This is a genomic window from Enterobacter sp. A8, assembly GCF_004296595.1.
In the GTDB taxonomy this organism is placed as follows: domain Bacteria; phylum Pseudomonadota; class Gammaproteobacteria; order Enterobacterales; family Enterobacteriaceae; genus Enterobacter; species Enterobacter cloacae.
Genome location: NZ_SCMF01000001.1, coordinates 157,535 through 178,909, shown reverse-complemented (window position 1 = coordinate 178,909; position 21,375 = coordinate 157,535). Strand labels below are relative to the sequence as shown.

The following is a 21,375-nucleotide window of genomic DNA, read 5'->3' as shown; positions in this document are numbered from 1 at the left end:
CCTTGCGAATGCAAGGCCTGATAAGGTCAGGCGTCGCGTGCCTGCAGGTCGTGAATGTTCTGCTCGAGGCGTCCAATCAGACTGATGAGCATTTCAAGCTCCGCAGGGGAAACCCCGGACAGGATCTCACCGCGCGTTTTGGTAATCACTGCTTCCATTTCAGTGATAATGGGAGCCGCTTTCTCAGTGAGTTTAATTCGCTTGGCGCGACGGTCGCTGGCACAGGTTTGTCGGGAGATCAGCCCCTTCTCTTCCAGTTGGTCAAGCGTACGCACCAGCGACGGCTGCTCAATACCAATCGCCTTTGCCAGTTGAATTTGTGACTGGTCGGGCGGCAGCTGATGAATGTTGTGCAGCGTGACCCAATGCGTCTGTGTCAATTCCAGAGGTTTCAGGCGATGGTCAATCAGAGCACGCCAGACGCGTACCAACCTTGCCAGATCAGAACCTAATGGCGATTCCAATTTCATCTCCTTATAATTAGCTTGCTAAGTTATTATACTGATTTTAGAATAGTGTGCAGCATTTGTATTGCCAAAACAAATGCATTACGACATTCATCAAATTTAAAAGTATGACTTACACTGAAAAGTGATGTTCCATCTCATTAAGACAAGCCATCCCGGCATTCTGTTCACTGCAAAGGATCTCTGCTCGTGACGTTTTTTCATCGCTCAGAGGGGCTGCCCCTTCAGGACCTGATCTTCGGTGCATCAGTCTACTTTCCTCCCCTGTTTAAAGCCGTTCTGGTGGGCTTTGTGATCTGGCTTGTCGCACATCGTCTGCTCCGCGACTGGATGTATTCTGGCGAGATCTGGCACCCCATGCTGATGGATCTCTCCCTGTTCGCCCTCTCCGTGTCTCTTGGCCTTGCTGTGCTGATTGTGTGGTGATTATGCCCCTGAAAACGCTGAAGTACTTTTCCACCCTCTTTGTCCTGGCTCTGGCCCTGGTTGCCGGCTGGTGGCTGTGGAATTTTTATATGCAGTCACCCTGGACACGCGACGGTAAAATTCGCGCTGAGCAGGTGAGTATCACCCCGCAGGTATCTGGCAGTATCACGGCGCTTCTGGTTAAGGATAACCAGTTCGTTAAAAAGGGAGATGTTTTATTCCGCATTGACGACACCCCTTACCATATCGCGATCCTAAACGCCCAGGCCCAGCTGGCTAAGGCCCAGACTGAACTGGCGAAAGCGAACAACGAAGCCACGCGTCGTCGGCATTTATCACAAAACTATATCTCTGCCGAAGACCTGGATACCGCCAACATCAACGTCAAGGCGATGCAGGCCAACGTCAATGTGGCAGAGGCAACGCTCAAACAGGCGCAATGGGAACTGACGCAAACCGTGGTACAGGCCCCTGTCGATGGCTGGGTGACGAACCTCTCTGCCCGCGTGGGTAATTATGCCACCACCGGCCAACCGATTTTCGCGCTGGTCGACAGCCACTCGTTTTACGTCGTGGGCTATTTTGAAGAGACCAAACTTCGCCACATTCGGGAAGGTGCCCCTGCCACGATAACGCTTTATAGCGGCTCGCAAAGGTTACAGGGTCACGTTTCCAGCATTGGCCGTGCCATTTACGATCAGAGCGTTGAAACCGATTCAGGCCTGGTTCCCGACATCAAACCTAATGTCCCCTGGGTGCGTCTGGCCCAGCGCGTGCCGGTTCGGGTTGAATTTGACCGCTTACCGCAGGGGTTAACGCTGGTCTCCGGCACAACCTGTACTGTCTCGATCGGAACACCCTGATGAATGCCTTCTCCTGGCGAAATCTGCCGTGGATGAAAGCAACGCGCCCTCAGTGGCGCTACGCCCTGCGCAATGGCATTGCCATGTGCCTTGCGCTGACCGTCGCCTACTATCTGAACCTTGACGAGCCTTACTGGGCCATGACCTCCGCGGCGGTCGTGAGCTTCCCGACCGTTGGCGGAGTGATCAGTAAAAGCCTTGGGCGCATCGCGGGCAGCCTGCTCGGTGCCACTGCGGCGCTGATCATTGCAGGCCATACCCTGAACGATCCGTGGCTTTTTTTACTGAGCATGGCGGCATGGCTGGGATGCTGTACCTGGGCCTGCGCCCACTTTACCAACAACGTCGCCTACGCCTTCCAGCTGGCGGGCTATACCGCCGCAATTATTGCCTTTCCGGTAGTTAACGTTCTCGATACCACCGAGTTATGGGATATCGCCCAGGCGCGCGTCTGTGAAGTTATTGTCGGTATTCTGAGCGGCGGGTTTATGATGATGATCCTGCCCAGCACCTCCGACGGCACCGCGCTTATCACGGCGCTGAAGACCATGCATACCCGCTTGCTGGAACATGCGAGCCTGCTCTGGCAGCCGGATACTAACGATGAGATTCGCCTGGCGCATGAAAAGGTGATTGGTCAGATCCTGACCATGAATCTGTTACGCATTCAGGCCTTCTGGAGCCATTATCGTTTTCGCCGCCAGAATACCCTGCTGAACTACCTGCTTCACCAGCAGCTACGGATGACCAGTGCGATCTCCAGCCTGCGCCGGATGTTACTCAACTGGTCAACGCCACCGGAAAACACCCGCGCCATCATTGAAACGCTGCTCGCAGCCCTTGCCCGCCCGGATGCCGACATCTACACGGTGGCCCGCATTATCGCCCCGCTTGCGCCGAAAGATGAGTACGATTATCGCCACCGCGCCTTCTGGCAGCGTCTGAACTACTTTTGCCGCCTGTATCTGCGCAGCAGTCGCTGGATCAAGGCCGTTGAAAATGCCACGCCGATAACGGAATTCGCCGTTCCCAGTAGCCCGGCGCTGGCGCGGCACACTGACTATCTGGAAGCGCTGTGGAGCGGTTTTCGAACCTTTTGCGCCCTGACGCTGGTGGGGGCATGGAGCATCACCACGCAGTGGGAATCTGGCTCCGCCGCGCTCACGCTGGCCGCCATCAGTTGCGTGCTCTACTCCGTCGCCGCCTCGCCGTTCAACTCGCTTACGCTGCTGCTGCGCACGCTGGTGTTGTTATCGCTGTTCAGCTTTGTGGTCAAGTTCGGCCTGATGGTGCAGATAAGCGACCTGTGGCAGTTCCTGCTGTTTCTGTTTCCGCTATTAACCACGATGCAGCTTCTGAAGCTGCAAATGCCCAAACTTGCGGGGCTCTGGGGTCAGTTGATTGTCTTTATGGGCTCGTTTATCTCAGTCACAAACCCGCCGGTTTATGATTACGCCGATTTTCTCAATGACAATCTGGCAAAAATCCTGGGCGTAGGTCTGGCGTGGCTGGCTTTTGCCGTATTACGCCCCGGCTCAGACGCGCGTAAAAGCCGACGCCATATCCGCGAGCTTCGTCGGGGGTTTGTCGATCAGCTCAGCCGTAAACCGCATCTGCGTGAAAGTGAGTATGAATCCCTGGTGTACCACCATGTCAGCCAGCTCAATAACAGCCAGGACTCGCTTTCCCGCCGCTGGCTGCTGCGCTGGGGAGTGGTCCTGCTGAACTGTTCCCACGTGGTCTGGCAACTTCGCGCATGGGAGACACGCTCCGATCCGCTGTCGCAGGTGCGCGACGTGTGCATCTCTCTGCTACGCGATGTGATGAGTGAACGCGGCGTTCAGCAACGCCCGCTGGAAGCGACGCTGACTGAACTGCAGCGGATCTGCGACAGTCTTGCTCACCACCATCAGCCCGCCGCGCGTGATTTAGCGTCGATAATCTGGCGGCTGCACTGTTCCCTCTCGCAGCTGGAACAAGCGCCGCCGCCGGGGACGATTGGGGATCAGATCACCCCGCAGGCATAGCGTGCCCCACCACCACCAAGCGGTTTCGGCTGATCGGACATATTGTCGCCGCCGACGTGGATCATTAGCGCCTTGCCTTTCACCTCATCCAGCTTTTTGAGGCGTGGCGCAACAACCGGATCCGTGGCTTTGCCGTCATTATTTACCACCAGCACGGGCAGATCGCCCAGATGGCCCATTCCGTTCGGGCCCTCATGCTTACCGGAATGTTGTGGGTCAAGGTGGCCGCCTGCCGCCTCTGCTGCCGAGGGTTTACCCTCTTTTAACGCGGGCTGACAACTCCCCTTAGCATGAACATGAAAACCATGTTCGCCGGGAGGCAGGGCCTTGAGATCGGGCGCAAATTCCAGTCCTTTGTCGGTTTCAGTGATTTTCACTGTGCCGATGGACTGACCTACGCCCTGCGAGGTGACGAGATTCATTTCTACTTCATCGCTGGCTGCCTGCGCCCCTGCGCAAACAACCAGCGTGACCAGTGCCAGAGCAAAACGCTTCATATGACCTCCGCTGGTTATTTTTTGCCTCTTAAGTGTATACCAGAGGCAAAGATTTCACCGGAAAGTCACATTTTTACCGGTTTACGGAACGTCGTAACCGAGCGCAGCTTTGCGGATGCGGAACCACTGCTGACGGCTCATCTGCAGCTCTTCAGCCGCCAGGGCAGAACGGACGCGTTCAATTTTACCGGAACCAATGATCGGTAGCGGTTTCGACGGCAGACGCAGGATCCACGCGTAAACCACCTGTTCGATGTTCTCAGCGTTCAGTTCACGGGCAATGGTTTCCAGCTCATTGCGCAGCGGCTGGAATTCATCGTCATTGAACAGACGACCGCCCCCGAGGCAGGACCACGCCATAGGACGGATGCGCAGCTGTTGCAGCTGATCGAGCGTACCATCCAGCAACAATGGCTGATGCACCGGGGAGATTTCCACCTGGTTGGTGGCCAGGGTAAAGGGCAGACGAGACTGCAGCAGCGCAAACTGCGCCGGGGTAAAGTTTGAGACGCCAAAATGACGCACTTTGCCGCTTTGATGCAGCGTCAGGAAGGCTTCAGCGACCTCATCGGCATCCATTAACGGGTCGGGACGGTGGATCAGCAGCAGGTCGATATGATCCGTTGCCAGGTTCACCAGCGACTGCTCGGCGCTTTTGATGATGTGTGCGCTGTCGGTAATGTAATGACCAAGGGTATGTTCAGGTTTTGCCGTTGTGGCAATACCGCATTTGGTGACAATTTCCATCCGCTCACGCAGCGCCGGAACCAGCTTGAGGGCTTCTCCGAACGCCGCTTCACACGCATAGCCGCCATAAATATCAGCATGATCGACAGTGGTAATCCCTAAATCGAGGTGCTCCTCAATGAAGCTCGCCAGCTGCAGGGGGGACATATTCCAGTCCATCAGGCGCCAGTAACCCATCACAAAGCGGGAGAATTCTGGCCCCTGGGGGGCAAGGGTAATACGCTGAACCATAACATTTTCCTCAAGGAAGTGATGTCATGAGTATACGCAATAAGCGTGTTAAAACAGTGAAGGTTGCTGGGGTTCTTCGGTTTCACCGGGCTTGTTTGCACGTATTTTGCGCAGAAACCGCTGGCGGCAGAGGCGAAGCACTTCCTGCTTTTGCGTGTCGCTGAAATTTTGCCAGTTAAACCGCTCGTCGCGGGTACGCATACACCCACGGCAATAACCGCGTTCATCCACCTGACAAATCCCCCGGCACGGGCTCTGGATGGGGAAAAACTCCAGCTGCTCTGCCACGTTCACCTCCGAATACCGACACTCACCTACAGTGAAGACGTTAAACGCCCCACGTGCAAGGGCTTTACCACAGTTTTGTGGCATTAAGGTTTCACTAATCTTCCCTCTCTATACTCGCCTCATCAATATGATGACAGGTTTCTTTTCGATGTGGTTAACGAAGAAGTTACAGTGTAACGATATAAAATTCACTCTGGGTTGTGCGCTTTTCTTTACGCTGATAAACGCACTGTTTATTCAACGTAGCTGGGCCATTATTGCCCCGGCAAGGCTTCACGATATCCTTTTTGCCGCGTCCGTGCCGCTGGTGCTGTTCTGCGGCTGGGTGATTGTCTTCAGCCTGCTCAATATCCCCTTTATCCGTAAGCCGCTGCTGATCGTCTTAACCGTCGGCTGTGCCGCGGCAACGTACTTTATGTATACCTATGGCGCGGTTATCGATCAGAACATGATTGTTAACGTGTTCGAAACCAACTCCCAGGAAGCCACAGCGCTGGTCACGCCGCAGATGATTCTGTGGATTGTCATAGCAGGACTGGTTCCTTCCGTGGTGTTGGCGATGACGCGTATTCAGACCGGAAAATGGTGGTATGCGCTGCTGATGCGCGTTGCCGCCATGCTTGGCGCCCTGCTGGTGATCATCCTCGTTGCCGCCGTGTTTTATAAAGATTATGCGTCGCTGTTTCGCAACAATAAGAGCATCGTTAAGATGGTCACCCCAGCTAACTACATCAGCGCCATGATGAAATACAGCAAAATGCGCTGGTTCGAAGGTGACCAAACGCTGGTGCGTATAGGTGAAGATGCGCATAAAGGCCCGCTGATTGCAGGACAGAACAAGAAAACAGTTCTGGTGCTGGTTGTCGGTGAGGCCTCACGTGCCGCGAACTACTCGCTGAATGGTTACGGCCGTGAAACGAACCCGGAACTGAAAAAACAGGATGTCATCAACTTCCCGCAGGCCACGTCATGCGGTACCGAAACGGCCGTTTCCGTTCCCTGCATGTTCTCCGGGATGACGCGCAGCAAATACGATGCCGACCTGGCGCATCACCAGGAAGGGTTGCTCGATGTGCTCAAACACGCGGGAATCAACCTGCTGTGGCGCGACAATGACGGCGGCTGTAAAGGTGCCTGCGACCGCGTACCCCATACCGATATGACCCAGTGGAACCTGGATCAGTTCTGCAAAGACAAGTCCTGTATTGATGATGTGAACTTCTACCGTCTCGACAACGTGCTGGACGGCCTGAAACAGGACACCGTACTGGTTATCCACCTGATGGGCAGCCACGGCCCGGCTTACTATCACCGTTACCCGGACAATTTCCGCAAATTCACCCCAACCTGCGACACCAATGAAATTCAGGATTGCGATCACCAGGCGCTGATGAATACCTATGACAACACCATTCTGTATACCGACAGCGTGGTCAGCAAAACTATCGATGCGCTGAAGGCACGTCAGGCGAATATGAACACCGCGCTGATTTACCTTTCCGACCACGGCGAATCGCTGGGCGAAAGCGGAATTTATCTGCACGGCACGCCGTACATGCTGGCGCCAGAGCAACAAACGCACATTCCGTTTATGTTCTGGTTATCACCGGACTACGCGAAAAACTTTGGTATCAACACGCAGTGCCTGCGCGACTATGCAGCAAAAAATGCGGTTTCGCAGGATAATCTGTTCTCTACCGTACTGGGTATGATGGATGTGAAATCAACGGTTTATCAGCAGCAACTGGATATTCTGAACGCATGTCGTCAGTAAACGCCCTTGCAATAGACCGAACGGTCTATTAGAGTTTGGCCATGAGCAGAAATACTGAACACGATACACGCGAACATTTACTGGCGACCGGCGAGCGGCTTTGCATGCATCGCGGGTTTACCGGTATGGGGTTAAGCGAGTTACTTAAAACCGCTGAAGTGCCAAAGGGGTCGTTTTATCACTACTTCCGATCCAAAGAGGCGTTTGGCGTGGCGATGCTGGAGAGGCACTATGCCAGCTACCATCAACGCCTGGCCACCCATTTCGCCAGTGGTGAAGGAAACTATCGGGATCGTGTTCTCAACTACTATCAGGAAACGCTGAACCAGTTCTGTCAGCAGGGCATTATCAGCGGTTGCCTGACGGTAAAACTCTCTGCAGAAGTGTGCGATCTCTCCGAAGATATGCGTGCGGCAATGGATAAAGGTGCCAGCGGCGTGATCGCCCTGCTGGCGCAGGCGCTTGAGAATGGCCGCCGTGAAAAAACGCTGGCCTTCGCCGGTGAGGCGTTAACGCAGGCGCAGGTTTTATATTCCCTCTGGTTAGGGGCGAACCTGCAGGCCAAAATTTCCCGCAGTGCCGTGCCGCTGGAAAGCGCACTGGCACATGTTAATAGCAGCATTACTGCGCCTGGCGTGTAGCAGGCGTTTTTATTTACTTAATTACTAGTCGACTGGTCTACTCAGGAGTCGTTATGTCAGCTGAAAAACTTTTCACCCCACTGAAAGTGGGCGCCGTCACCGCACCAAACCGCGTGTTTATGGCCCCACTCACCCGTCTGCGCAGCATTGAGCCGGGTGATATCCCAACCCCACTGATGGGTGAATACTATCGTCAGCGCGCCAGCTCTGGCCTCATCATCACTGAAGCCACGCAGATTTCCGCACAGGCGAAGGGATATGCCGGCGCACCAGGCCTGCACAGCCCGGAGCAGATTGCCGCCTGGAAGAAAATCACCGCTGGCGTTCACGCCGAAGAGGGTCGCATTGCGGTTCAGCTGTGGCACACCGGTCGTATCTCTCATAGCAGCATTCAGCCTGGCGGACAGGCACCGGTTTCCGCGTCAGCCCTGAATGCGAATACCCGCACTTCCCTGCGCGATGAAAACGGTAACGCGATCCGCGTCGACACCTCAACGCCACGCGCCCTTGAGCTGGATGAGATCCCGGGTATCGTGAACGATTTCCGTCAGGCCGTAGCTAACGCCCGCGAAGCCGGTTTTGATCTGGTTGAACTGCACTCCGCGCACGGTTACCTCCTGCACCAGTTCCTTTCACCGTCGTCCAACCACCGCACCGACCAGTACGGCGGCAGCGTCGAAAACCGCGCCCGTCTGGTGCTGGAAGTGGTTGATGCCGTTTGTCAGGAGTGGAGCCCGGACCGTATTGGTATTCGCGTCTCCCCAATCGGTACCTTCCAGAACGTCGACAACGGTCCGAACGAAGAAGCGGACGCGCTGTATCTGATTGAAGAGCTGGCGAAACGCGGTATCGCGTATCTGCACATGTCCGAGCCGGACTGGGCCGGTGGTCAGCCTTACTCTGAGGCTTTCCGCCAGAAAGTGCGCGAGCGTTTCCACGGGGTGATCATCGGTGCGGGGGCCTATACGCCTGAGAAAGCCGAAGATCTGATTAATAAAGGGTTGATCGACGCCGTGGCCTTTGGTCGTGATTACATTGCCAACCCGGACCTGGTTGCCCGTCTGCAGCAGAAAGCAGCGCTGAACCCACAGCGCCCGGAAAGCTTCTACGGCGGCGGCGCGGAAGGCTATACCGACTACCCTACGCTGTAATCTCTCCGTTGTGCATTGATAGCGGCGGCCTTTCGCCGCTATACTAAAACATCGTTTCTGTTCAAAAAGATACTCTACTCCATTGGTTAATGAGGAAATTATGCGCCTACTTCACACCATGCTGCGCGTTGGCGATCTGCAACGTTCCATCGATTTCTACACTAACGTACTGGGTATGAAGCTGCTGCGCACCAGCGAAAACCCGGAATACAAATACTCGCTGGCATTCGTGGGTTACGGCCCGGAAACGGATGAAGCGGTTATCGAACTGACCTATAACTGGGGCGTCGACAGCTATGAGCTGGGCACGGCCTATGGCCACATCGCGCTGGAAGTGGACAACGCGGCAGAAGCCTGTGAACGCATTCGCAGCAACGGTGGCAACGTCACGCGTGAAGCGGGCCCGGTAAAAGGCGGCACCACCGTGATTGCGTTTGTTGAAGATCCAGACGGTTATAAAATCGAGCTGATTGAAGCCAAAGACGCCGGTCGCGGTCTGGGCAACTGATCCCTCAGGGCGCACTATGCGCCCGTTGTTTTACTGCATCCCACGCCAAAATTTGCCATAATGCGCTCTGCTTTTTTCCCCTTGTAAGAGACCCTGATGTCCGATAACGCTCAACTTACCGGTCTGTGCGACCGTTTTCGTGGTTTTTATCCTGTTGTCATTGATGTCGAAACAGCCGGATTTAACGCTAAAACCGATGCGCTGCTTGAAATTGCCGCCATCACGCTGAAGATGGATGAAGAGGGCTGGCTTACACCGGACACCACGCTGCATTTCCACGTTGAGCCCTTTGAAGGCGCAAACCTGCAGCCAGAGGCGCTGGCGTTTAATGGCATCGATCCGCATAACCCGCTGCGCGGTGCGGTGAGCGAATATGACGCGCTGCACGCCATTTTCAAAATGGTGCGTAAAGGCATGAAAGAGAGCAACTGCAGCCGCGCCATTATGGTGGCGCATAACGCCACGTTCGATCACAGCTTTACGATGGCCGCCGCCGAGCGAGCCTCTCTTAAGCGTAACCCCTTCCACCCGTTTGTGACCTTTGACACCGCCGCACTGAGTGGCCTGGCACTGGGACAAACGGTCTTGTCAAAAGCCTGTATTACGGCCGGGATTGAGTTTGACGGCACGCAGGCGCACTCCGCGCTGTATGATACGGAGCGCACCGCAGAGCTGTTCTGTGAAATAGTCAACCGCTGGAAGCGTCTGGGCGGCTGGCCGCTGGCGATGGGCGACAGCGAAGAATAAAAAAAGCGACCTCTTAAGGTCGCTTTTTTATTTGCGCAGAAAATTACTCTGCGTCCGGCTCTTCGGTTTTGTACTTCGCAGCCGTCTCTTTGATCAGCTGCTGCAGTTCGCCGCGCTGATACATTTCAATCAGGATATCGCAACCGCCAACCAGTTCACCGTCGACCCACAGCTGCGGGAACGTCGGCCAGTTCGCGTATTTTGGCAGCTCAGCGCGGATGTCCGGGTTTTGCAGGATATCAACGTAAGCAAAACGTTCACCACAGGCAGACAGCGCCTGAACCGCTTGCGCGGAGAAGCCACAGCTTGGCAGCTTCGGAGAACCTTTCATATACAGCAGAATCGGGTTTTCAGCGATCTGGCGCTGGATTTTTTCAATAGTGGTGCTCATGTCTTGCTTCCTTTAACTTCTGTTACGGCATTAGTCTGACATTGTAGCGGTTCAGACTGGCATCGGAAAATAACATTTTTGTCACGTATAGCTATTTTATCGCGAGTGGCGAAAAGTTGCATTGTAAATGGTGCTTAACCCTGCGGCAGGCAGGGTTTTGCTTAGGGCGTGAACAATTGTGCGACAAATCGATGAATTTTTTTGCACTTGCTAACGAAACAGGTTTTTAGATTGAAAAATGCTATTAACTTCTCGGGTTTTTATGGATTAGAATCGACGGGCTTTGTAAATCACACGCGGGTATTATTGATGACCTGCATTTATCAGGGGACTGCCCAGTGGCGCGGATAAATAAAATCTCGATCACGCTCTGTGCTTTACTGTTTACATCACTCTCTTTCACGCCAGCGGCAAACGCCTCTCAACAGGCGCGGCACTCTGCTGTGCAAAAAACGCATCTGGCAAAAACTACAGAACGTAAAAAAAAGACTACCAGTAAGAACGAAAAGAAAAAAACAACCGCTCAAACGAAAAAGACCGCCTCCAGCAAATCGAAATCAACATCTTCCCGCACTGCCCTCGCATCGAAACGTAAAGCCTCAAAAACTGCTGCCAACCTCGTAACGGAAAAATGCACCACGCGCAAAGGGCATAAAGCCAAATGCACAAAAGTGACAAAAATTGCCGACGCGCATAAGGTTCGGGTACAGAAAGCGCAAAAAACGGCGATGAATAAGCTGATGGGGCAAATTGGCAAACCGTATCGCTGGGGTGGCACCTCTCCCCGCACCGGTTTTGACTGCAGCGGGCTGGTGTATTACGCCTATAAAGATCTGGTGAAATTCCGCATTCCGCGCACCGCCAATGAAATGTACCACCTGCGCGACGCAGCCCCTGTTAACCGTGGCGAGCTGCAAAATGGCGATCTGGTCTTCTTCCGCACCCAGGGTCGCGGTACGGCTGATCACGTCGGCGTGTATGTGGGTAACGGGAAGTTTATTCAGTCCCCACGAAGCGGTCAGGACATTCAGATCACCTCGCTTAGCGAAGACTACTGGGTGCGTCACTACGTCGGCGCACGCCGCGTCATGACGCCGAAAACCATCCGCTAAACCCTGCCCTGCCGTCACCACGGCAGGGTAAGTTCCTCTTTTGCATACCCTTTCAATTTGCTATCCTGTCCTTGTTGTCTGTGTGGTTATTGGCAACGCAAAATACAATAAGGAGAGAAGCAATGTCGTTCGAATTACCTGCACTACCGTATGCAAAAGACGCCCTGGCACCGCACATTTCTGCGGAAACCCTGGAATATCATTACGGCAAACATCACCAGACCTATGTCACCAACCTGAACAACCTGATCAAGGGCACCGATTTTGAAGGCAAAACGCTGGAAGAGATCGTCCGCAGTTCAGACGGTGGCGTATTCAACAACGCTGCTCAGGTGTGGAACCACACCTTCTACTGGCACTGCCTGGCACCAAATGCTGGCGGCGAGCCGACCGGCGAACTGGCTACTGCGATTAACGCCGCCTTTGGCAGCTTTGCGGAGTTCAAAGCGAAATTTACCGATGCCGCAATCAAAAACTTCGGTTCTGGCTGGACATGGCTGGTAAAAGAGGCCGATGGCAAACTGGCTATCGTCTCCACGTCTAACGCGGGTACACCACTGACCACCAGCGCGACACCGCTGATGACCGTGGATGTCTGGGAACACGCGTACTACATTGATTACCGTAACGCGCGTCCTAACTACCTGGAGCACTTCTGGGCACTGGTTAACTGGGACTTTGTGGCGAAGAACTTCGCCGCGTAAGAGAGACGCAGAAGGGTTTCCCCTTCTGCGTTTTTTTATTCGGCAGCACAGGCCGCTTCAGGCTGTTTACGACCCGACATCATCACTAACAGCAGGCCAAGCGCGGCAATAATGGCCCCCATCACCGGCACAAAGCTGTATCCCAGACCACCTGAAATAACAGCACCGCCCGCTGCGGCACCGAGCGCATTGCCCAGATTGAACGCGCCAATATTCACCGACGATGAAAGACCCGGCGCCTCATGCGCGACGCGCATTACGCGCATCTGCAGCGGCGGAACCACGGCAAAGGTGGCCGCACCCCAGACGACCATCGCAATGGCCGCGCCATACTCATTACGCGCCAGCCAGGGAATGGCAATCATGATGACAATCAGCAGGGTCAGAAAACCCTTCAGCGTTCCGCTTACGGAGCGGTCAGCAAATTTCCCACCCAGATAGTTACCCATCGAGAAGCCCACGCCAATCAGCACCAGCATCGCGGTGATAAAGATCGGCGTCGCGTGAGTGATGTCATGCAGCACCGGCGAAATATAGGTGTAAAGGGTAAACATCGCCCCGGCACCCAGTACGGTGGTGAGCAACGCCGAGAGCACCTGCGGGCGCATCAGTACCGACAGCTCTTTACGTACCTCAGGCCGCTCACCAGCACTGCCTTTCGGCAGAGAGAAGAACAAGGCCACCATCGCGACAACGCCCAGTACGGCGGTTGCGAGGAACGACATACGCCAGCCAATGACCTCACCCAGCCAGGTGGCCGCAGGAACGCCGCCAATGTTGGCGATGGTCAGGCCCATAAACATGGTTGCCACGGCACTCGCCTGCTTGTGTTTGGGCACCACGCTTGCCGCCACCACCGACCCCAGCCCAAAGAAAGCGCCGTGGTTAAGGCTTGTCAGGATACGTGACAGCATCAGCGTGGTGTAATCAGGCGAAATGGCGGAGAGCACGTTGCCAAGGGTAAAGATAGCCATCAGGAAAATCAGCGCATTGCGGCGCGCTCGGTGGGAAAGCAACAGCGTCATCAGCGGTGCCCCTACCATCACACCAATGGCATAGGCGCTGATTAACATCCCGGCTGCAGGGATAGAGACGTCCACACCGCGGGCGATAACCGGTAAGAGTCCCATAGGGGAAAATTCAGTGGTGCCAATCCCAAAAGCGCCAATCGCCAGGGCCAGCAGGGGAAAATTGATTTTCATGCGTCAACTCCGGATGCCGTGTCATGTGGTGACACAGAACAAAGAAGCCGAAAGCATGACATCAATCACAAAAAATGAGAAGTTAACAAATTGGCAAAAGATTTTTGCCGGAGATGTAACAATCAGGGCGAGCGGGAGAGAGCGAACGCCCCCTCCGCGTAAATCAGTGCAGTGCAGCCGTCAGACCTGCAGCAACAATCAGCGCCAGCACAATAACGGTGGTGAACAGCGAAAACTTCAGATCGGAACTCATCAATTTTTCTCCTTTTAATCCCCCCACGAAAAGTGAGCTTGCTCATTTTTACACAATTTACGTCAAAAATCTTCCAGGATTTAAACGGATAACCACTTTAGCTCTTCCCCTTTTCATCAAGATAGGACAAAATTCCACGCTAAATTTATTAGCGTACCGGCCATTGACCCCCTCCTGACGTCCCGTGTCGTTTTCCTGGCGTGCCGCAATTCAAGATTGCGTGATAAGGGTGAGAGAAGGCAAACGTTTACCTTCAAGGTTTTCAGGAGTTTAGGATATGGTCTGGAGTGACATTTAATGGCAACAATTAAAGACGTAGCAAAACGCGCAAACGTTTCCACTACAACCGTATCACATGTAATTAACAAAACCCGCTTCGTGGCGGAAGAGACGCGCAACGCCGTCTGGGCGGCAATCAAAGAGCTGCACTACTCGCCGAGTGCCGTTGCGCGTAGCCTTAAAGTTAATCACACCAAGTCCATTGGTTTGCTGGCGACCAGCAGTGAAGCGGCCTATTTTGCCGAAATCATCGAAGCGGTTGAGAAAAACTGCTTCCAGAAAGGCTATACCCTTATCCTCGGCAACGCGTGGAACAATATTGAAAAACAGCGCGCCTATCTGTCGATGATGGCGCAAAAGCGTGTGGATGGCCTGCTGGTGATGTGTTCCGAATACCCGGAATCTGTCCTGTCCATGCTGGAAGAGTATCGCCATATCCCGATGGTGGTGATGGACTGGGGCGAAGCGCGCGCCGACTTTACCGACTCCGTCATCGATAACGCCTTCGAAGGCGGTTATATGGCGGGCCGCTATCTGATTGAACGCGGTCACCGTGAAATAGGCGTGATCCCGGGGCCGCTTGAGCGCAACACCGGTGCTGGCCGTCTGGCCGGGTTTATGAAGGCGATGGAAGAAGCGCTGATCACCGTGCCGGAAAACTGGATCGTGCAGGGCGACTTTGAGCCGGAGTCTGGCTACCGCGCCATGCAGCAGATCGTTTCTCAGCCGCATCGTCCAACGGCGGTGTTCTGCGGCGGGGACATCATGGCGATGGGGGCCCTGTGTGCAGCCGATGAGCTGGGCCTGCGCGTGCCGCAGGATATTTCCGTGATCGGCTATGACAACGTGCGCAACGCGCGCTTCTTCACGCCTGCGCTGACCACCATCCACCAGCCGAAGGACTCCCTCGGTGAAACGGCCTTCAATATGCTGATGGACAGGATCGTCAACAAACGTGAAGAGTCGCAGTCCATTGAAGTTCACCCGCGCCTTATCGAACGCCGTTCCGTTGCGGATGGTCCATTCCGCGACTACCGTCGTTAATCTCGTGTGGAGCCAGCTAAGCTGGCTCCCGTAGCCATTCCCGGTTAAGCGTTTCGCTGTCTCCCAGATAATCCAGTAGCCATGCCATGGCGGGCGACACATCATTTTGTTGCCACGTCAGGCAGCAGGCCGCATCCGGGAACGGATTCTCCAGCGTCAGCTCGACCCATTCACCGGTATCGATTCTCGGCTTAGCGAAATGGACGGGAACCATCGCGACGCACAGCCCGGCGCTGAGGCAGGTCGCGGAGGATTCCCAGTCCGGCGCCACCACCCGCCGCTGGTTATCAAGAAGCCAGGTGATACGTTTTGGCAACGAGCGCGAGGTATCCTCCAGCACCAGCGACGGCCAGTTGCGCAGCGTGTCGTCACTCAGCGGTCCCTCCAGGGCAGCCAGCGGATGATCGTGTGCCACGACGCATTTCCAGCTCAACATGCCCATATCGCGAAACGCATAGCGCCCCCCGACGGGGATCGCCTGGGTTGCGCCAATCGCCATCTCTGCCCTGCCGTCCGCCAGCGCGTCCCAGACCCCGTTGAATACCTCCTGCGAGACGCGAAGTTCAACGTCTGAAAAATGGCGATAGAAATCCACGATCATCTGCCGGGTACGCTCCGGCTTAACGATATTGTCCACGGCGATGGAAAGATGTCCGCGCCAGCCGTTGGCGATCTGCTGGCACTGTTCGCGGGTGATCTGCATTTTTTTGATAACAGAACGCCCTTCTTTCAAAAACCACGCGCCAGCAGGCGTTAATTCCACATCGCGATGCCGCCGTTCGAACAGCGGAACCGCCAGCCACTCTTCAAGCTGCCGCACCGTGTAGCTGATAGCCGAAGGGACGCGGTGCAACTCCTGTGCCGCACCGCTAAAGCTGCCGTTACGCGCGACAGCATCCACCACTTCAAGAGAATAATCTGACCACATTTTCTGCCTGCAAAAAATTTGAATGCAACCGCCAAATATTAGCGTTTCACAACCCGCTTTGCACTCCCTACACTCTGCGCCAGTGTCTACCTGCCTCCTCAAGGAGAATAAAACAATGCAACCCAGGAATGGATTTTTAGTCTGGCTCGGCGGTTTGAGCGTGCTGGGCTTTTTGGCCACCGATATGTACCTGCCCGCGTTTGCGGCGATGCAGGAAGATCTGCAAACGCCAGCCGCGGCCATCAGCGCCAGCCTGAGTTTGTTCCTCGCCGGTTTTGCCATCGCACAGCTGCTCTGGGGCCCGCTCTCCGATCGCTTCGGGCGTAAACCGGTGTTGTTGCTGGGCCTGGCCATTTTTGCCGCAGGCTGTCTGGGAATGTTGTGGGTACGCGATGCGACCTGGCTGCTGGTGCTGCGCTTTGTGCAGGCCGTCGGCGTCTGTGCCGCGGCGGTAACCTGGCAGGCTCTCGTGACCGACTACTACCCGGCCAACCGTACCAACCGCATTTTCGCCACCATTATGCCGCTGGTTGGCCTGTCACCCGCCCTCGCTCCCCTGCTGGGCAGCTGGATCCTCGCGCACTTTGACTGGCAGGCCATTTTTGCCACGCTGTTTGCCATCACACTGGTACTGATGCTCCCGGCGTTTGCCCTCAAGCCCGCGCATAAAAAAGAGGCGCATGCTGACGCCAAACCGATCACGTTCCTCTCCCTGCTGAGCGCCAAAGCGTATCGTGGTAACGTCCTGGTCTATGCCGCCTGCTCGGCGAGCTTCTTCGCCTGGCTCACCGGCTCGCCGTTTATTCTGCACGATATGGGGTACAGCCCGGCCGCCATTGGTCTGAGCTATGTCCCACAGACCATCGCCTTCCTGCTGGGCGGATACGGCTGCCGTGCGGCGCTGCAGAAATGGGAAGGCCAGCAGATGCTGCCCTGGCTGCTGGCGCTGTTTGCCTTGAGCGTGGGCGCCACCTGGGCCGTTGGGTTTATTCCAGGCGTCGGTCTGGCGGAGATTTTGATTCCGTTCTGCGTGATGGCGGTGGCTAACGGTGCCATTTACCCTATCGTGGTCGCACAGGCGTTACGTCCTTTCCCGCAGGCGACAGGACGCGCCGCGGCGCTGCAAAATACCCTGCAGCTCGGCCTGTGCTTCCTGGCAAGCCTGGTGGTGTCAGCGCTGATTGCCACCCCGCTGTTAACTACCACCAGCGTGATGCTGGTCACCGTTGCGCTGGCAGTAATGGGTTATCGCATGCAATCCGCCGCACAGCGCGAGCTTGAGAACCACGCACAGGCGGAGACGTCGCACGCGTAATCACTGGGGAAAATATGTAACATTTCAGTGATTAGGTTGCTAAGAATTTTCTATTGAATCACCAAATTTTGAGGCCTATACTAAATTTGGTTCGATTAAATACGATAAATATTAAGTGTTAACGGGAGCCGGAGTGCTCCCGTTTTACCATGGAAGGCATTTCGGCAAGGGTTATCTCCCTTCCTCTGTTCTACGTCGGATACTAGCCTCGCGGTATTTACCGTGAGATTTCTCACAAACCATAAAAAGCGTCTACGCTGTTTGAAGGTTCTGATCACAGTAAGGTGATGGAGAAGCTATGAGTTCATCGTGTATAGAAGAAGTCAGCGTTCCGGACGATAACTGGTCCCGGATCGTCAGTGAACTGTTAGGTCGTGCAGGCATCACTATCAACGGATCTTCACCCTCCGATCCGCAGGTCAAACATCCCGATTTTTTTAAACGCGTACTTCGCGAGGGATCGTTAGGGCTGGGCGAAAGCTATATGGATGGCTGGTGGGATTGCGAGCGGCTGGATATTTTCTTTGCCAGCGTGTTGCGCGCCGGTCTGGAGAACCAGCTCCCCCGCAATATAAAAGATACGTTGCGCGTCGCCTCCGCCCGTTTGTTCAATCTGCAAAGCAAAAAGCGGGCGTGGATCGTGGGCAAAGAGCACTACGACCTCGGTAACGATTTGTTCAGCCGCATGCTGGATCCCTTCATGCAATACTCCTGCGCCTACTGGAAAAAGGCGACAACCCTCGAAGAAGCCCAGCAGGATAAACTGCGTCTGATTAGCGAGAAACTGCAGCTGCAGCCCGGCATGCGTGTGCTGGATATCGGCTGTGGCTGGGGCGGTCTGGCGTATTTTATGGCGAAGCACTACGGCGTCAGCGTGGTCGGCGTAACCATTTCAGCCGAACAGCAAAAAATGGCCCGGGAGCGCTGCCAGGGTCTCGACGTTGATATCCGTCTGCAGGATTACCGCGACCTCAACGAGCAGTTTGATCGCATTGTTTCCGTGGGCATGTTTGAGCACGTGGGGCCGAAAAATTACGACACCTATTTTGAGGTGGTGGATCGTAATTTAAAACCCGACGGCATTTTCCTGCTGCACACCATAGGCTCTAAGCGCACGGACAATAACGTTGACCCGTGGATCAATAAATACATCTTTCCGAATGGCTGTTTGCCTTCCGTTCGCCAGATTGCCAACGCCAGCGAAAGCCACTTCATCATGGAAGACTGGCATAACTTTGGCGCGGATTACGACACCACGCTTATGGCGTGGCATGAACGTTTCCAGCAAGCGTGGCCTGAGATTGCAGACAACTATTCTGAACGATTTAAACGGATGTTCAGCTATTATCTGAATGCCTGCGCAGGTGCGTTCCGCGCGCGTGATATTCAACTCTGGCAGGTGGTCTTTAGTCGCGGGATTGAACACGGCTTACGTGTGCCGCGCTAAAAAATAACCCCGGATATCCGGGGTTATTTTTTTATTCTTCTTCGGTGGCCTTTATTATGGCCGCCTCTTTCGCCGCCAGCACACGCTCGACGGTATCCACGACCGCCTGGGTTTGCGGATCGATTTCGATATTCACACGCTGCCCCAGTTTTTTCGCCCCCAGCGTCGTACGCTGCAGCGTTTCCGGAATTAAATGCACGCAAAAACGCGTCGGCGTCACTTCTCCGACCGTCAGGCTAATCCCATCAATACCAATAAATCCTTTATACAGGATGTATTTCATTAATGACGGATCCTGCACTTTAAACCAGATTTGACGGTTATTTTCAGAGGTGACAATTTTCGCCACTTCGGCGGTGGTCATGATATGGCCCGACATCAGATGGCCGCCAATTTCATCGCTGAACTTCGCCGCACGCTCTACGTTTACGGTATCGCCCACCACCAGTTCGCCCAGGTTGGTGATACGCAGCGTTTCTTTCATTAAATCAAAGCTAATCTGGTTGCCGTTAATTTCGGTCACCGTCAGGCAGCAGCCGTTATGCGCAACCGAGGCACCGGTTTCGATGCCATCCAGCATATATTCTGGCAGCTCAACGACGTGGGTACGGAAATTAGGTTTTTCATCAATGGACACCACTTTAGCGGTGCCCTGCACAATACCAGTAAACATGCTTACAACTCCTGTATTTTCCGGACGGTGGTGACACCGTTTAATCCCACCACAATAACAGTTGGAAATACAGGTTGCCAGAGCAGCGCATTTTCTGGCGATTTTTTCACTAGATTAATAGCTAAAGCCCGCTACAATAGCTGGCACCCCCTCTGCTTTTTCTTCTTGCTGCCAGTTACGGCGGCTTTTTTAGTCTCTCATATAACTACAAAATAAAGGTGTTCACGTGCAGAAGTACATGAATGAAGCGCGGCAGTTATTGGCACTGGCTATCCCGGTGATCATCGCGCAGGTGGCCCAGACCGCAATGGGATTTGTGGATACGGTGATGGCCGGTGGCTACAGCGCCACCGATATGGCCGCCGTGGCAATCGGAACCTCTATCTGGCTTCCGGCCATTCTCTTCGGTCACGGCCTGCTGCTGGCACTCACGCCGGTTATCGCCCAGCTGAATGGTTCCGGCCGACGTGAACGTATCGCCCATCAGGTGCGCCAGGGCTTTTGGCTAGCTGGATTTGTCTCCGTGCTGATTATGATCGTGCTCTGGAACGCCGGGCATATCATTCGCGCCATGCATAATATCGACCCGGCTCTGGCAGACAAGGCCGTGGGGTATCTGCGCGCCCTGCTCTGGGGTGTCCCGGGTTATCTCTTCTTCCAGGTGGCGCGTAACCAGTGCGAAGGCCTGGCAAAAACCAAGCCGGGGATGGTCATGGGCTTTATCGGTTTACTGGTCAACATTCCGGTGAACTATATCTTTATTTACGGCCATTTTGGTATGCCGGAACTTGGCGGCGTAGGCTGCGGCGTGGCAACAGCGGCGGTATACTGGGTGATGTTCTTTAGCATACTTACCTTTGTTAAACACGCCCGCTCCCTGCGTGATATCCGTAATGAGCGTTCATTCAGCACGCCGGACTGGCACATTATGATGCGTCTGGTACAGCTGGGGCTGCCCATTGCACTGGCACTGTTCTTCGAAGTGACTCTGTTTGCCGTGGTCGCCCTGCTGGTCTCGCCGTTGGGCATTGTGAACGTGGCCGGACACCAGATTGCGCTGAACTTCAGCTCGCTGATGTTCGTCCTGCCGATGTCGCTGGCGGCCGCGGTCACCATCCGCGTCGGCTTCCGTCTGGGGCAAGGTTCAACTCTTGATGCACAAACGGCTGCGCGCACCGGGCTGGGCGTGGGTGTCTGTATGGCGGTCTGCACCGCGCTTTTCACCGTCGCACTGCGGGAGCAAATTGCCCTGCTCTATAATGACAACCCGGAAGTGGTGATGCTGGCATCGCATCTGATGCTGCTGGCAGCGGTATACCAGATCTCCGACTCCATCCAGGTGATCGGCAGCGGCGTACTGCGTGGTTATAAAGATACCCGCTCCATCTTCTTTATTACCTTCATCGCCTACTGGGTGTTGGGTCTGCCGAGCGGTTACATTCTCGCGCTCACCGATCTGGTGGTGGATCGTATGGGGCCCGCGGGGTTCTGGATCGGCTTTATCATCGGTCTGACCTCTGCGGCTATCATGATGATGCTGCGTATGCGCTTCCTGCAGCGTCAGCCATCCACGGTAATTTTGCAACGCGCCGCACGTTAAATACACAGTAGCCGCCTGCTGGCGGCTACTTTCTCTTCACTTTGCGCGGTAATGAAGCAA

General features: G+C 54.8%; 23 protein-coding genes. 14 read left to right on the top strand and 9 right to left on the bottom strand.

All coding sequences use genetic code 11. The features are described 5' to 3' along the window. Nucleotides 1-26: 26 nt before the first annotated feature. Nucleotides 27-470, bottom strand: coding sequence for a transcriptional regulator SlyA (gene slyA, locus EQV24_RS00925; RefSeq protein WP_020688303.1), 444 nt, complete (start codon nucleotides 468-470; stop codon nucleotides 27-29). Between the two features lie 186 nt (nucleotides 471-656). Here slyA and EQV24_RS00920 point away from each other — a divergent pair, with 186 nt between their 5' ends. Genes EQV24_RS00920 through EQV24_RS00910 form a run of 3 tightly spaced genes read left to right on the top strand, consistent with a single transcriptional unit; the run spans nucleotide 657 to nucleotide 3,783 of the window. Further along, entirely contained in the window at nucleotides 657-893 is a 237-nt protein-coding gene (locus EQV24_RS00920) for a DUF1656 domain-containing protein (protein ID WP_013096914.1), read from the top strand. A gap of 2 nt (nucleotides 894-895) precedes the next feature. After that, on the top strand, nucleotides 896-1,756 hold the full coding sequence (locus tag EQV24_RS00915; protein WP_013096915.1) for an HlyD family secretion protein: 861 nt from the start codon (nucleotides 896-898) through the stop codon (nucleotides 1,754-1,756). After that, nucleotides 1,756-3,783 carry an FUSC family protein gene (locus EQV24_RS00910; RefSeq protein ID WP_130626028.1) on the top strand — a complete coding sequence of 676 codons (2,028 nt, stop codon included), beginning with the start codon at nucleotides 1,756-1,758 and terminating at the stop codon, nucleotides 3,781-3,783. The genes EQV24_RS00915 and EQV24_RS00910 overlap by 1 nt, the downstream gene beginning before the upstream one ends. On the opposite strand, the gene sodC is transcribed toward EQV24_RS00910, so the two are convergent. From sodC to EQV24_RS00895, 3 genes are all read right to left on the bottom strand, one after another. Next, the gene (gene sodC / locus EQV24_RS00905; protein WP_013096917.1) at nucleotides 3,762-4,280 is read right to left on the bottom strand and encodes a superoxide dismutase [Cu-Zn] SodC; all 519 of its coding nucleotides are present in this window, start codon (nucleotides 4,278-4,280) and stop codon (nucleotides 3,762-3,764) included. The genes EQV24_RS00910 and sodC overlap by 22 nt on opposite strands. Nucleotides 4,281-4,361: 81 nt before the next feature. Next, nucleotides 4,362-5,258, bottom strand: coding sequence for an aldo/keto reductase family oxidoreductase (locus EQV24_RS00900; protein WP_020688306.1), 897 nt, complete (start codon nucleotides 5,256-5,258; stop codon nucleotides 4,362-4,364). A 48-nt stretch (nucleotides 5,259-5,306) separates the two neighbouring features. Beyond that, a complete protein-coding gene (locus EQV24_RS00895) occupies nucleotides 5,307-5,546 on the bottom strand; it encodes a DUF1289 domain-containing protein (RefSeq protein ID WP_013096919.1) in 240 nt (79 codons plus the stop codon). A 148-nt stretch (nucleotides 5,547-5,694) separates the two neighbouring features. On the opposite strand from EQV24_RS00895, the gene eptA reads away from it, so the two are divergent. The 5 genes from eptA to rnt all read left to right on the top strand — a co-directional run bounded on the left by eptA (nucleotide 5,695) and on the right by rnt (nucleotide 10,367). Further along, on the top strand, nucleotides 5,695-7,320 hold the full coding sequence (gene eptA / locus EQV24_RS00890; protein ID WP_130626027.1) for a phosphoethanolamine transferase EptA: 1,626 nt from the start codon (nucleotides 5,695-5,697) through the stop codon (nucleotides 7,318-7,320). Nucleotides 7,321-7,361: 41 nt separating this feature from the next. Beyond that, nucleotides 7,362-7,961 (top strand): TetR/AcrR family transcriptional regulator, encoded by a 600-nt coding sequence (locus EQV24_RS00885; RefSeq protein WP_028028082.1) that lies wholly within the window; start codon nucleotides 7,362-7,364, stop codon nucleotides 7,959-7,961. 53 nt (nucleotides 7,962-8,014) lie between these two features. Continuing rightward, nucleotides 8,015-9,112, top strand: a complete 1,098-nt coding sequence (locus EQV24_RS00880; RefSeq protein WP_029882773.1) for an alkene reductase — start codon at nucleotides 8,015-8,017, stop codon at nucleotides 9,110-9,112. Nucleotides 9,113-9,212: 100 nt separating this feature from the next. Further along, on the top strand, nucleotides 9,213-9,620 hold the full coding sequence (gene gloA, locus EQV24_RS00875) for a lactoylglutathione lyase (RefSeq protein ID WP_013096923.1): 408 nt from the start codon (nucleotides 9,213-9,215) through the stop codon (nucleotides 9,618-9,620). Nucleotides 9,621-9,716: 96 nt separating this feature from the next. Then, the gene (gene rnt, locus EQV24_RS00870; RefSeq protein WP_013096924.1) at nucleotides 9,717-10,367 is read left to right on the top strand and encodes a ribonuclease T; all 651 of its coding nucleotides are present in this window, start codon (nucleotides 9,717-9,719) and stop codon (nucleotides 10,365-10,367) included. 43 nt (nucleotides 10,368-10,410) lie between these two features. On the opposite strand, the gene grxD is transcribed toward rnt, so the two are convergent. Continuing rightward, nucleotides 10,411-10,758, bottom strand: coding sequence for a monothiol glutaredoxin 4 (gene grxD / locus EQV24_RS00865; protein WP_003832760.1), 348 nt, complete (start codon nucleotides 10,756-10,758; stop codon nucleotides 10,411-10,413). A 338-nt stretch (nucleotides 10,759-11,096) separates the two neighbouring features. On the opposite strand from grxD, the gene EQV24_RS00860 reads away from it, so the two are divergent. Together EQV24_RS00860 and sodB are read left to right on the top strand one after the other, a co-directional pair. Then, on the top strand, nucleotides 11,097-11,870 hold the full coding sequence (locus EQV24_RS00860; protein WP_029882772.1) for a C40 family peptidase: 774 nt from the start codon (nucleotides 11,097-11,099) through the stop codon (nucleotides 11,868-11,870). Nucleotides 11,871-11,992: 122 nt separating this feature from the next. Continuing rightward, entirely contained in the window at nucleotides 11,993-12,574 is a 582-nt protein-coding gene (sodB, locus tag EQV24_RS00855; RefSeq protein WP_013096926.1) for a superoxide dismutase [Fe], read from the top strand. A gap of 35 nt (nucleotides 12,575-12,609) precedes the next feature. Here the strand turns inward: sodB and EQV24_RS00850 are convergent, their stop codons facing one another. Beyond that, nucleotides 12,610-13,776: an MFS transporter gene (locus tag EQV24_RS00850; protein WP_020688312.1), complete on the bottom strand. Its 1,167-nt coding sequence runs from the start codon at nucleotides 13,774-13,776 to the stop codon at nucleotides 12,610-12,612. Between the two features lie 163 nt (nucleotides 13,777-13,939). Then, nucleotides 13,940-14,029, bottom strand: coding sequence for a YnhF family membrane protein (locus EQV24_RS00845; protein WP_020688313.1), 90 nt, complete (start codon nucleotides 14,027-14,029; stop codon nucleotides 13,940-13,942). A 297-nt stretch (nucleotides 14,030-14,326) separates the two neighbouring features. Here EQV24_RS00845 and purR point away from each other — a divergent pair, with 297 nt between their 5' ends. After that, the gene (purR, locus tag EQV24_RS00840) at nucleotides 14,327-15,352 is read left to right on the top strand and encodes an HTH-type transcriptional repressor PurR (protein WP_013096929.1); all 1,026 of its coding nucleotides are present in this window, start codon (nucleotides 14,327-14,329) and stop codon (nucleotides 15,350-15,352) included. A 16-nt stretch (nucleotides 15,353-15,368) separates the two neighbouring features. Here purR and punR read toward each other — a convergent pair whose 3' ends face one another. Next, a complete protein-coding gene (gene punR / locus EQV24_RS00835) occupies nucleotides 15,369-16,280 on the bottom strand; it encodes a DNA-binding transcriptional activator PunR (protein ID WP_013096930.1) in 912 nt (303 codons plus the stop codon). 115 nt (nucleotides 16,281-16,395) lie between these two features. Between punR and punC the strand changes: the two genes are divergently transcribed. After that, nucleotides 16,396-17,595 (top strand): purine nucleoside transporter PunC, encoded by a 1,200-nt coding sequence (punC, locus tag EQV24_RS00830; RefSeq protein WP_038980360.1) that lies wholly within the window; start codon nucleotides 16,396-16,398, stop codon nucleotides 17,593-17,595. Between the two features lie 298 nt (nucleotides 17,596-17,893). Continuing rightward, entirely contained in the window at nucleotides 17,894-19,042 is a 1,149-nt protein-coding gene (gene cfa, locus EQV24_RS00825) for a cyclopropane fatty acyl phospholipid synthase (protein ID WP_013096932.1), read from the top strand. A 31-nt stretch (nucleotides 19,043-19,073) separates the two neighbouring features. On the opposite strand, the gene EQV24_RS00820 is transcribed toward cfa, so the two are convergent. Further along, the gene (locus EQV24_RS00820; RefSeq protein WP_013096933.1) at nucleotides 19,074-19,715 is read right to left on the bottom strand and encodes a riboflavin synthase; all 642 of its coding nucleotides are present in this window, start codon (nucleotides 19,713-19,715) and stop codon (nucleotides 19,074-19,076) included. 226 nt (nucleotides 19,716-19,941) lie between these two features. Here EQV24_RS00820 and mdtK point away from each other — a divergent pair, with 226 nt between their 5' ends. Further along, nucleotides 19,942-21,315 carry an MdtK family multidrug efflux MATE transporter gene (gene mdtK / locus EQV24_RS00815; RefSeq protein ID WP_013096934.1) on the top strand — a complete coding sequence of 458 codons (1,374 nt, stop codon included), beginning with the start codon at nucleotides 19,942-19,944 and terminating at the stop codon, nucleotides 21,313-21,315. The last annotated feature ends 60 nt before the right edge of the window (nucleotides 21,316-21,375 follow it).